Source organism: Streptomyces sp. NPDC006512, assembly GCF_040611935.1.
In the GTDB taxonomy this organism is placed as follows: Bacteria; Actinomycetota; Actinomycetes; order Streptomycetales; family Streptomycetaceae; genus Streptomyces.
Map to the genome: position 1 here is coordinate 1 of NZ_JBEXPG010000114.1, position 10,642 is coordinate 10,642.

Genomic DNA, 10,642 nt, shown 5'->3' on the forward strand with positions numbered 1-10,642 from the left:
TGGCGCCCTGCCCCGCCCGACAAGACGCTCCGGACAAGGCGCCATAAATCATGCCCGCCCCGGACGACCCCCCACCCCGGCCCCGACCCCGGCCCACCCGCAGCCCGACCCAGGCCGAGACCGCAGCGCACCCGCAGCCCCCGCCCAGTCGAGGCGACAGCCCAAACGCAGCCCCCCACCCGGGCCGGGGCGGCAGCCGCACCGCACCCCGCCCGGCACGGGCAGACGTTCAGCCCGAGCCCCGCCCGGCCCGGGCAGGGTCAGACCCCAGCCCTGCCCGGCGCGGGCAGACGTTCAAACCGAGCCCCGCCCGCCCCTGCCCGGCCCGGGCAAGGTCAGACCCCAGCCCCGCCCGGCGTGGGCAGACGTGCAGTCCGACCCCCGCCCGGCCAGGGCAAGGTCAGGCCCGCCCCGTCCGCTTCGCCGCGTAGTTGGCCCGGCCTTCGGCCGATTTCAGGCGCCAGTCGCGGCGGAGTTCCGACCGCAGCCGCGCGTCGGTCTTCGCCACGATCCGCTGGTTCTCGCGGAGCAGCTTGCGGTAGCTCTCCAGGCGGCGTTCCGGCAGCGCCCCCGACTCCAGCGCGGCGAGCACCGCGCAGCCCGGCTCCGCCTCGTGCGCGCAGTCGTGGAAGCGGCACTCGGAGGCGTACTCCTCGATCTCCGAGAAGACCTGCCCGACTCCCGCCTCGGCGTCGAAGAGGCCGACGCCGCGCAGCCCGGGGGTGTCGATGAGGACGCCTCCGCCCGGCAGGGCGAGGAGGTTGCGGGTGGTGGTGGTGTGGCGGCCCTTGCCGTCGACGTCGCGGGTCGCCTGGACTTCCATCGCGTCCGTGCCGAGCAGCGCGTTCGCCAGGGTGGACTTGCCCGCGCCGGAGATGCCCAGCAGCACGCTCGTACCGTCGGCGACGATCGCCCCGAGCACGTCCGTGCCCTCCCCGGTGTGCGCGGAGACGGTGAGCACCTGGACGCCCGGCGCGGTGGTCTCCACGTCCTGGACGAGGTAGCCGAGGGCGGCCGGGTCCGGGACGAGGTCGGCCTTGGTGAGGACGACCAGCGGCTGCGCCCCCGATTCCCAGGCGAGCGCGAGGAACCGCTCGATGCGGCCGAGGTCGAGTTCGACGGCGAGCGACACCGCGATGATCGCGTGGTCGACGTTGGCGGCGAGGATCTGTCCCTCGGAGCGCTGCGAGGAGGTGGAGCGTACGAAGGCGGTCCGGCGCGGCAGGTACGCCTTCACGTAGCGCGGGTTGCCGGCCGCTTCGACGGCGGCCCAGTCGCCGGTGCAGATGACCCGGAGCGGGTCGTGCGGGGTGACGAAGGCGGTGTCGGCGCGGACGGTGCCGTCCGCGGTGACGATGTCGCACTGGCCCCGGTCGACCCGGACGACCCGGCCGGGGAGGAGTCCCTGGGCGGCGTACGGAGCGAATTCGGCGGCCCAGGCGTCGTCCCAGCCGTAGGGGGCGAGGGCGTGCGCGAGGGAGGAGGCCTGCGGGAAAGAAGAGGAAGTCAAGGGGAACCCTTCACAGGGTGGCCCCGGCAGCGCGCGCTCGTCGGCGCGCGAAGAGGTGTGAGGTCAGCCGGAGACCACGGAGGTGACATTGATGGTCTTCTGAGTGCGGGCAGCGCCCTGCGCGACGACAGTCATCAATGAACTCACCTCCGGGATCGTGTACGAGCTGATCGGTTCCGCACCGGTGGGCGGGAACGGGTTCACCGTAACAAGCGCCCCGCCGGCACCGCCAGTTCTTTTACGACGGGCCCGGGAACCGCGCGGGCCGATGTCCGTTTCGTTCAAGACGGCCGCCGCGGCGGCTGCCTAGCCTGCTGCCATGACTCCACGACTCGACATGATCGGCCTGGTCGTCTCCGACATGGCCGCCTCCCTCGCCTTCTACCGCCGTCTCGGGCTGGACGTTCCGGCCGGCTCCGAGGAGCAGCCCCACGTCGAGGCCGCCCTCCCCGGGGGCCTGCGGATCGCCTGGGACACCGAGGACACCGTCCGCTCCATCGACCCCTCCTGGACCCGCCCGTCCGGCGGCGGCCGGGTGGAGCTCGCCTTCCTCTGCGACTCCCCGGCCGAGGTGGACGCGCTGTACGCCGAGCTGACCGGCGCGGGCCACGAGGGGCACCTGAAGCCCTGGGACGCCTTCTGGGGGCAGCGCTACGCGGTGGTACTGGACCCCGACGGCTCCGGGGTCTCGCTGTTCGCGCCCTCCGCCCCGGCCGCGTAGGCGCGCAGGGTGGTTCCGGCCAGCGCGCGGACCTCCCGCGCGAGGTGGGCCTGGTCGGCGTAGCCGGCGGCGTGGGCCACCTGTGCCTGCGGCAGCCCGCGCCGGGCCAGGGCGAGGGCCCGCTGGAAGCGCAGCACCCGGCCCAGGGTGCGGGGGCCGTACCCGAAGGCGTCGAGGGAGCGCCGGCGCAGCTGCCGTTCCCCGAGGCCGACCGCCGCGGCGATCCCGGCGACGCTCTGCCCCGCGCCGAGGCGGGCCGTCACCTCGGCGGCGAGGGGGTCGGGCGGCCGGGCGGCCCGGGTCCGGGCCAGCTCTTCGAGGCCCGCGCACGGGTCCCCGTACGAGGCGATCCGCTCGGTGAGACGGCGTACTTCGGCGCCGGGCCACAGCCCGGCCAGCTCCACGCGCCGGTCGCGCAGTTCGTGCGCCGGTACGCCGAGCAGCGCGGGCGCGGTACCGGGAGGCAGGCGCAGCCCGGCGAAGGCGTCACCGGGAACCTCTCCGGCGGGGTGCGGCCCGGTGTCGGGCCCGGTGACCAGCAGGCGGCCGCCGGCCCAGAGCAGGTCCATGCAGCCGTCGGGGACGACCACGGAGCCGGTACCGCGGGCCCGCCACACGACGGCCCCGGGCACGGCCCGCGACGGCGCTTCCTCGTACACACCGCCAGGGTAGGCCGCCGGGGCCCGGCGGTGCCCGGGGGTTCAGTGCTTGCGGAGCCGGGAGGTGTAGTCCTCGGGCGGCAGGAACTTCGACCAGCGCTCGGGGAACTCCGAGGGCATCCCGGCGTCCTCGTCGTCCTCGGACTCCCCCTCGGCCAGTGCCCGCCAGGCGGCGGCCCGTGCGACGAGCTGGGCGGCCTCGGCCTCGCGGACCCGCTCGTTCGCCTCGCGGGCCGCCGCCGTGGCCACCGAGGGCCAGACGCGGTCGATCGCGGCGTTCACGGCCGCGCCCACGAGGACGGCGAAGGCGGAGATGCCGATCCAGAGCAGGATCGCGACGGGCGCGGCGAGCGACCCGTAGATCGTGGGCCCCTCCACGGTGTTCGTCAGGTAGATCCGCAGCAGGAAGGAGCCCAGCACCCACATGGCGAGGGCGACCAGCGCGCCCGGTACGTCCTCGATCCACGGGGACCGCACGGGAACGGAGACGTGGTACAGGGTGGTCAGGAAGGCGATGGAGAGCAGGGTGACCGTCGGCCAGTACAGGACCGCGATCACCTCGGTGCTCCACGGCACCAGCCGGACCACGGCGTCGGGGCCGACGACCATCAGCGGCAGCACGATCGCGCCGATCAGCAGGGCGATGACGTAAAGCAGAAAGGCGAGGAGCCGGGTCTTGACGATGCCGCGGTGCCCGTCGAGGCCGTACATGACGGTGATGGTGTCGATGAAGACGTTGACGGCGCGGGATCCGGACCACAGGGCGAAGGCGAATCCGAGCGAGATCAGGTCGGGCCGGCCGCGGCTGGTGACGTCGTCGAGCATGGGTTTCGCGATGTCGTTGACGCCTCGGTCGGACAGGACGGTGCCGACCGCGCGCAGGATGTTCTCCTCGATGCTCTGCACGGACTGGGTGTCGGTCCAGCCGTCGACGTAGCCGAGGAGACCGAGCAGTCCGAGGAAGAGCGGGGGCAGTGACAGGAGCGTGAAGAAGGCCGCTTCGGCGGCCAGTCCGAGGATCCGGTACTCGATGCACGAGTTGACGGTGTCTTTGAGCAGCAGCCAGGCCATCTTCCGCTTCGAGACGTTGCGGTAGAGGGCGCGGGCCCGATGGAGCCGTCCTGGGATCCGCTCGGGTGTTTCTTTTGCTGGCTGCACGTCCTTACGGTATCCGCATGGCAGCCACCACCCACACAGTCAGCAACCAGGCCCCGCCCCTGGTGGGCTACGAGGTCTACCTCGGCGACCGGGCCCTCACGGAGGGCGTGGAGCGGCACCTCGCGGACGCCGCACCGGAACTCCTCGGCGAGGTGCGGGAGGAACTCACCGCGCTCGGGCGTGCCGCGGGCTCCGCGCAGGCCCAGGATTGGGGTACGAGGGCGAACGAATGTCCGCCGAAGCTGAAGACGCACGACCGGTACGGCAACCGGATCGACGAGGTGGAGTTCCACCCCGCCTGGCACCGGCTGCTCGGGCACGCGGTGACCTCGGGGCTCACCGACGCCTGGGGCCGGCCCGCCGGACACCTGCGCCGCGCGGCGGGCTTCTTCGTGTGGTCGCAGGCCGAGGCGGGGCACGGCTGCCCGGTCTCGATGACCCATGCCGCGGTCCCGGCGCTGCGGACCGATCCGGAGCTGGCCGCCGAGTGGGAGCCCCGGCTGACCTCGCACGTCTACGAGGAGGGCCTGCGGCCGGCCGGGCAGAAGGCCGGGGTGCTGTTCGGGATGGGGATGACGGAGAAGCAGGGGGGCAGCGACGTACGGGCGAACACGACCTCGGCGGTGCCGCTCGACGCGTCCGGGGAGTACCTGCTGACGGGCCACAAGTGGTTCTGTTCGGCGCCGATGTCCGACGGGTTCCTGGTGCTGGCACAGGCTCCGGGCGGGCTGACCTGCTTCCTGGTGCCGCGGGTGCTCCCGGACGGCAGCCGGAACGCGTTCGCGATCCAGCGGCTGAAGGACAAGCTGGGGAACCGGTCGAACGCGTCGAGCGAGGTCGAGTTCGACGGTACCTGGGCGCGGCGGGTGGGCGAAGAGGGCCGGGGGGTCCGCACCATCATCGAGATGGTCGCGGCGACCCGGCTGGACTGCGTGATCGGCTCGGCCTCCCTCATGCGGCAGGCGCTGACCCAGGCCGTCCACCACGCGGAGCACCGCTCTGCTTTCGGAGCGCCGCTCATCGGCCAGCCGCTGATGCGCAACGTGCTCGCCGACCTCGCCCTGGAGTCGGAGGCGGCGACCGTCCTCACCCTGCGGCTGGCGGCGGCGTACGACGCCGGGACCGAGCAGGAGAAGGCCTTCCTGCGTCTCGCGGTGCCCGTCGCGAAGTACTGGGTGACCAAGCGGTGTACGCCGATGGTCGCCGAGGCCCTGGAGTGTCTGGGCGGCAACGGCTACGTCGAGGAGTCCGGGCTGCCCCGGCTCCTGCGCGAGTCCCCCCTCAACTCGATCTGGGAGGGGTCGGGCAACGTACAGGCCCTGGACGTCCTGCGGGCCCTCCAGCGGGAGCCGCTGGCCCTGAACGCGTTCCTCCAGGAGGTCGGGCTGGCCCGGGGCGCCGACCACCGGCTGGACGCCGCGGTCAAGAACCTGCTGACCGAACTGGCCGACCTGGACGGCATCGAGGCCCGGGCCCGGCGGGTCGTGGAGCGCATGGCCCTGGTGCTCCAGGGATCGCTGCTGGTCAGGTGGGCTCCGCCGGAGGTAGCGGACGCGTTCTGCGCCTCGCGGCTGGGCGGGGACTGGGGCGCGGCCTTCGGGACGCTGCCGCACAGCCTGGACCTGGCGGCGGTGGTGGCACGGGCGCGGATCGCGGGCTGACGCGAGTTTCGGGCCACTGCGGTCCCCAAACCGCGGTGGTCCCCGAACCGCTCAGCACCGGATCCGGGCCCGTAGAGGTGGGACCCGGGGTGGCGCCGCGCCGACTCGGCACCACCCCTGATCCGAGAAGCCCCGAGGAAGGAGCTGTCACGCCGCTCGGCGGCGTGCCGATAGTTTCGGTCGGGTGACCGGAGGTTGGCGAGAGTTGCATACCGTTGCAACCCTTCGGTTCGGAAAGCGCCCGCCGCACGTGCCCGGGGAAGCGCACGTGCGCGCCGGCGGGCGGCTCCCGCAGTACGTCCTGTTCAGCACGGGGAGGTTCCGGTGGCCAACACCGCAGGCGGCACGGTCGACGTGGCACGCATCTCGGCCATGGACGCGCGTGAGGCCACGCGTCTGCTGAAGGGGGTACGGGCGGCCGCGCTGGCCGGGGAACGCCCGCCGGCCGCCCCGCGGCCGGAGATCGCCGAGTCCTGGCGCCGCATGCTGGCCGGCGGGGTGCACCCCGACCGGGACGCACGCTCGCGGATGCTGTCGGCCGCCGAGACGGAGGAGCGGCGGCACGTGTCGCCGCTGCGGGAGGTCCTGCCGGTGCTCCGCGAGGGGCTGCTGCCCTCCCTGGACGAGGTCCTGCACATCATGGTCGTCGCCGACGCGGACGGTCGGCTGCTGTGGCGGGAGGGGCACGCCTCGATCCTGCGCAAGGCGGACCGGCTCGGTTTCGCGGTGGGCGCCGACTGGGCCGAGGCGGTCGTCGGCACCAACGGCGTGGGCACCGCCCTGGTGGTCCGGCGTCCGGTCCAGGTCTTCTCCGCGGAGCACTTCGTCTCCAGCCACCACGACTGGACCTGCGCGGGCGCCCCCGTACGCGACCCCCGCGACGGGCAGCTGCTGGGCGTGGTCGACGTCAGCGGGCCGCTGGCCACGATGCACCCGGCCACCCTGGCCTGGGTCAGCTCCGTCGCCCGCCTCGCCGAACGCGAGCTGCGGGTGCGGCACCTGGAGTCCCTGGAGCGGCTGCGGGCGGTGGCCGCCCCGCTGCTGGCCCGGCTGCCCGGCCGGGCGGTGGCCGTGGACCCGCACGGCTGGACGGCCGCCGTGACCGGTCTGGCGCCCGCGGACCGGATCCCGCTGCCCAAGACCCTCGGGCCGGGCCGGCTGTGGGTGCCGCAGCTCGGCGAGTGCGTGGCCGAGCCGCTGCCCGGCGGCTGGCTGCTGCGGATCGCGGAACCGCGCGCGGCCGCCGCCCCCGTCAGCCGGGTGGTGCTGGACCTGAGCCGGCCGCGCTCCTGGTCGGCGACCGTGTACGGAGCCGCCGGCAGCTGGTCCCAGGAGCTGAGCCCGCGCCACGCGGAGCTGCTGTTCCTGCTGGCGGAGACCCCGCGCGGCCGTTCGGCGGCGGAGCTGGCGGCGGAACTCTTCGGGGACCCGACCCGTACGGTGACGGTCCGGGCCGAGCTCTCCCGGGTCCGCCGCCACCTCGCGGGGGTGCTCACGCACCGGCCGTACCGCTTCGCGGAGGACGTGGAGGTGGAGCTGATCCGTCCGCGGGACCCGGGGGAGCTGCTCCCCCACTCCACCGCCCCCGCGGTGATCCGGGCCCGGCAGGGCGGCGCCGGCGGCTGGGGCACCCCGGAGCGGCGGCCGGGGGGTGTGGTTCCCTGAACGGCATGAGCACCATCACCCTGACCACCTGGTCCCTCGAGATGAACTCGCCCGGTGATCTGGTCCCGGCGGCCGTACCGGGCCCCGAGATCCGCATCGAGCGGGCGGAGGTCCCCTCCCCCGAGTTCAGCCGCTTCCTGTACGCCTCGGTGGGCGGCGACATCCACTGGACGGACCGGCTGTCGCTGACCCGTGCGCAGTGGGTGGAGCAGCTGGAGCGTCCCGGCGTGGAGACCTGGGTCGCGTACGACCGGGGCACCCCGGCGGGGTACGTCGAGCTCGATCCGCAGCCGGACGGCGTGGTGGAGATCATGTACTTCGGGCTCCTCCCGGACTTCCGGGGCCGCCGCATCGGCGGGCACCTGCTGACGTTCGGGACGGCCCGCGCCTGGGACCTCGCGTCCCGCTGGCCGGACGACCGGGAGCCCACGCGCCGGGTCTGGGTCCACACCTGCAGCCAGGACGGGCCGACCGCGATGGACAACTACCAGCGGCGCGGGTTCAAGGTCTTCCGCACCGAGACCGAGGAGAAGCAGGACGCCCCCACCCCGGGCCCCTGGCCCGGCGCGTAGCCCTCCAGGGGCGGGCGCCGTCACGGGCGGGGCCGGGCTCCCGGGCGGCGACGCCGTGCGTGGCCGAGCGGCGTGATCCGGCCACGCCGGGGCCCGGGGGCGCCCCCGGGTAGCGTGGAACCAGGGCGTCCGCTCCGTCGGCGCGCATCGGCCCGAGCCGCCGCCACCAGCGGAAAGGCCCGCGGCGACGTGACCCCGATCACCCCGTCCCGCCATTCGGGACGACTTCGTCCGCATCGTGGACAGTAGTGGACTCCTCCAATCGGGGCATGACACGCTTCCGCCATGAATGGAGCTGGAATTGCCTTGGTGAGTCGGCGGCACGTCGACCTCGGCCGCATGTCCAGCGCCATCTGTCCGGCGAGCTGACGGAACCAGCCACCGCCGCACGTCGACGCCGTCCCCACTGAAGCGGACGCGCCGACCACGTAAGCCCCCTGAAGGCCGAAGACCGCTCCTGCCTGCCGGCAAACCCGGCCGAAGGCGGCATTTCGGCCACACCTGCTCAGCGACGCCGGTCTGACAGGGGCGCTCCGCCACCTCCCCTGCCCTTGCCCTGAGCCGCCGAAGAAGGACGTACCGCCATGGCCGCCACCCCCGAAACGCCCGCAGCCGCCCCCGCAGCCGCAGCGCGCCGCAAGACCGGCCGTCACCGCGGCGAGGGTCAGTGGGCCGTCGGACACCACACGCCCCTCAACGGCAACGAGCAGTTCAAGAAGGACGACGACGGTCTCAACGTGCGGACACGCATTGAGACGATCTACTCCAAGGCCGGCTTCGACTCGATCGACCCCAACGACCTCCGCGGCCGCATGCGCTGGTGGGGTCTGTACACCCAGCGCAAGCCCGGGATCGACGGCGGCAAGACCGCGATCCTGGAGCCGGAGGAGCTGGACGACAAGTACTTCATGCTGCGCGTCCGCATCGACGGCGGCCGGCTGACCACCGAGCAGCTGCGCGTCATCGGCGAGATCTCCGAGGAGTTCGCCCGCGGCACCGCGGACCTCACCGACCGCCAGAACGTCCAGTACCACTGGATCCGGATCGAGGACGTCCCCGAGATCTGGCGCCGCCTGGAGGCCGTCGGCCTGTCCACCACCGAGGCCTGCGGTGACACGCCCCGCGTCATCCTCGGTTCGCCCGTCGCCGGCATCGCCCAGGACGAGATCATCGACGGCACGCCCGCCATCGACGAGATCTACCGCCGCATCGTCGGCAACAAGGACTTCTCCAACCTGCCCCGCAAGTTCAAGTCCGCGATCTCCGGCTCGCCGCTGCTCGACGTGGCGCACGAGATCAACGACATCGCCTTCGTCGGCGTGAACCACCCGGAGCACGGCCCCGGCTTCGACGTCTGGGTCGGCGGCGGCCTCTCCACCAACCCCAAGCTCGGCGTGCGCCTCGGCACCTGGGTCTCGCTCGACGAGGTCCCGGACGTCTACGAGGGCGTCATCTCGATCTTCCGCGACTACGGGTACCGCCGGCTGCGCAACCGCGCCCGCCTGAAGTTCCTCGTCGCCGACTGGGGCCCGGCCAAGTTCCGCCAGGTCCTGCAGGACGAGTACCTGAAGCGCCGGCTGACGGACGGCCCCGCCCCCGAGCAGCCCTCCGGCCAGTGGCGCGACCACGTCGGCGTCCACCAGCAGAACGACGGCCGCTTCTACGTCGGCTTCGCGCCCCGCGTGGGCCGCGTGGACGGCGCCACCCTGACCAAGATCGCGGACGTCGCCGAGCAGCACGGCTCCGGCCGGCTGCGCACCACCGCCGAGCAGAAGATGGTCGTCCTCGACATCGAGGCCGACCGCGTCGACTCGGTGGTCTCCGCCCTGGAGGCGCTCGACCTGCGCGTCAAGCCGTCCCCGTTCCGGCGCGGCACCATGGCGTGCACCGGCATCGAGTTCTGCAAGCTGGCCATCGTCGAGACGAAGGCGCGCGGCGCCTCCCTGATCGACGAACTGGAGCGCCGCCTGCCGGACTTCGCCGAGCCGATCACGATCAACATCAACGGCTGCCCGAACGCCTGCGCCCGCATCCAGGTGGCGGACATCGGTCTCAAGGGCCAGCTGGTCCTGGACGAGGACGGCAACCAGGTGGAGGGCTACCAGGTCCACCTGGGCGGCGCCCTCGGCCTGGAGGCCGGCTTCGGCCGCAAGGTCCGCGGCCTCAAGGTCACCTCGGCCGGTCTGCCCGACTACGTCGAGCGGGTCGTCACGCGCTTCCAGGAGCAGCGCGAGGACGGCGAGCGCTTCGCCGCCTGGGTCACCCGCGCCGACGACGAGGCCCTGTCATGAGCGAGCGCGCCGCACCGTTCTACTGCCCGTACTGCGGCGACGAGGACCTGTTCCCCAACGAAACCGGTCACGGCGCCTGGGAATGCAGGGCCTGCAACCGGGCCTTCCAGCTGAAGTACCTCGGGCTGCTGGCCCGGGGCGTTCAGGCCAACACCGCTGGAGGGGACGAGATATGACGACGGCTCAGGAGACGCGCGGGCTCAAGGAACTGGCCGAGCAGGCGGGCCGGGACCTGGAGGACGCCTCCGCCCTGGAGATCCTGCGCTGGGCGGCCGACACCTTCGGCGAGAAGTTCGCCGTCACCTCCTCCATGGAGGACGCGGTCGTCGCCCACCTGGCCTCCCGGGTCCGCCCCGGTGTGGACGTGGTGTTCCTCGACACGGGTTACCACTTCGAGGAGACCAT

The 10,642-nt window shown here is 73.2% G+C and carries 12 protein-coding genes; 8 read left to right on the forward strand and 4 right to left on the reverse strand.

The genetic code is table 11. The features are described 5' to 3' along the window. Nucleotides 1-400: 400 nt before the first annotated feature. Both rsgA and ABZZ17_RS39320 read right to left on the reverse strand, forming a co-directional pair. On the reverse strand, nucleotides 401-1,510 hold the full coding sequence (rsgA, locus tag ABZZ17_RS39315) for a ribosome small subunit-dependent GTPase A (protein WP_356884073.1): 1,110 nt from the start codon (nucleotides 1,508-1,510) through the stop codon (nucleotides 401-403). Nucleotides 1,511-1,573: 63 nt separating this feature from the next. After that, nucleotides 1,574-1,795 carry a hypothetical protein gene (locus ABZZ17_RS39320; RefSeq protein WP_356884075.1) on the reverse strand — a complete coding sequence of 74 codons (222 nt, stop codon included), beginning with the start codon at nucleotides 1,793-1,795 and terminating at the stop codon, nucleotides 1,574-1,576. Between the two features lie 34 nt (nucleotides 1,796-1,829). Between ABZZ17_RS39320 and ABZZ17_RS39325 the strand changes: the two genes are divergently transcribed. Continuing rightward, nucleotides 1,830-2,231 (forward strand): VOC family protein, encoded by a 402-nt coding sequence (locus ABZZ17_RS39325; protein ID WP_356884077.1) that lies wholly within the window; start codon nucleotides 1,830-1,832, stop codon nucleotides 2,229-2,231. Here the strand turns inward: ABZZ17_RS39325 and ABZZ17_RS39330 are convergent. Then, nucleotides 2,162-2,890, reverse strand: coding sequence for a helix-turn-helix domain-containing protein (locus ABZZ17_RS39330; RefSeq protein WP_356884079.1), 729 nt, complete (start codon nucleotides 2,888-2,890; stop codon nucleotides 2,162-2,164). The two genes, ABZZ17_RS39325 and ABZZ17_RS39330, sit on opposite strands and share 70 nt — an antisense overlap. A gap of 42 nt (nucleotides 2,891-2,932) precedes the next feature. Further along, the gene (locus ABZZ17_RS39335; RefSeq protein WP_356884081.1) at nucleotides 2,933-4,048 is read right to left on the reverse strand and encodes a YihY/virulence factor BrkB family protein; all 1,116 of its coding nucleotides are present in this window, start codon (nucleotides 4,046-4,048) and stop codon (nucleotides 2,933-2,935) included. Nucleotides 4,049-4,065: 17 nt separating this feature from the next. On the opposite strand from ABZZ17_RS39335, the gene ABZZ17_RS39340 reads away from it, so the two are divergent. The 7 genes from ABZZ17_RS39340 to ABZZ17_RS39370 all read left to right on the forward strand — a co-directional run. Then, nucleotides 4,066-5,709 (forward strand): acyl-CoA dehydrogenase family protein, encoded by a 1,644-nt coding sequence (locus ABZZ17_RS39340; protein ID WP_356884083.1) that lies wholly within the window; start codon nucleotides 4,066-4,068, stop codon nucleotides 5,707-5,709. Nucleotides 5,710-6,081: 372 nt separating this feature from the next. Beyond that, nucleotides 6,082-7,374 carry a GAF domain-containing protein gene (locus ABZZ17_RS39345; RefSeq protein ID WP_356884093.1) on the forward strand — a complete coding sequence of 431 codons (1,293 nt, stop codon included), beginning with the start codon at nucleotides 6,082-6,084 and terminating at the stop codon, nucleotides 7,372-7,374. A 5-nt stretch (nucleotides 7,375-7,379) separates the two neighbouring features. Beyond that, a complete protein-coding gene (locus ABZZ17_RS39350) occupies nucleotides 7,380-7,946 on the forward strand; it encodes a GNAT family N-acetyltransferase (RefSeq protein WP_356884085.1) in 567 nt (188 codons plus the stop codon). A 285-nt stretch (nucleotides 7,947-8,231) separates the two neighbouring features. Next, complete coding sequence (locus ABZZ17_RS39355) at nucleotides 8,232-8,315, forward strand: putative leader peptide (RefSeq protein ID WP_309550570.1); 84 nt, start codon at nucleotides 8,232-8,234, stop codon at nucleotides 8,313-8,315. Between the two features lie 215 nt (nucleotides 8,316-8,530). Beyond that, on the forward strand, nucleotides 8,531-10,237 hold the full coding sequence (locus tag ABZZ17_RS39360) for a nitrite/sulfite reductase (RefSeq protein WP_356884087.1): 1,707 nt from the start codon (nucleotides 8,531-8,533) through the stop codon (nucleotides 10,235-10,237). Beyond that, on the forward strand, nucleotides 10,234-10,413 hold the full coding sequence (locus tag ABZZ17_RS39365; protein WP_356884089.1) for a hypothetical protein: 180 nt from the start codon (nucleotides 10,234-10,236) through the stop codon (nucleotides 10,411-10,413). Before ABZZ17_RS39360 ends, ABZZ17_RS39365 begins: the two co-directional genes overlap by 4 nt. Further along, nucleotides 10,410-10,642 (forward strand): phosphoadenosine phosphosulfate reductase family protein (locus ABZZ17_RS39370; protein WP_356884091.1); only part of this gene is annotated, 233 nt, incomplete at its 3' end. The genes ABZZ17_RS39365 and ABZZ17_RS39370, both read left to right, overlap by 4 nt.

Coding starts and splice junctions, on each gene's coding strand:
- ABZZ17_RS39340 (WP_356884083.1), top strand. CDS start 4,066: ATGGCAGCCACCACCCACACAGTCAGCAACCAGGCCCCGCCCCTGGTG.
- ABZZ17_RS39325 (WP_356884077.1), top strand. CDS start 1,830: ATGACTCCACGACTCGACATGATCGGCCTGGTCGTCTCCGACATGGCC.
- ABZZ17_RS39360 (WP_356884087.1), top strand. CDS start 8,531: ATGGCCGCCACCCCCGAAACGCCCGCAGCCGCCCCCGCAGCCGCAGCG.
- ABZZ17_RS39345 (WP_356884093.1), top strand. CDS start 6,082: ATGGACGCGCGTGAGGCCACGCGTCTGCTGAAGGGGGTACGGGCGGCC.
- ABZZ17_RS39355 (WP_309550570.1), top strand. CDS start 8,232: ATGAATGGAGCTGGAATTGCCTTGGTGAGTCGGCGGCACGTCGACCTC.
- ABZZ17_RS39365 (WP_356884089.1), top strand. CDS start 10,234: ATGAGCGAGCGCGCCGCACCGTTCTACTGCCCGTACTGCGGCGACGAG.
- ABZZ17_RS39350 (WP_356884085.1), top strand. CDS start 7,380: ATGAGCACCATCACCCTGACCACCTGGTCCCTCGAGATGAACTCGCCC.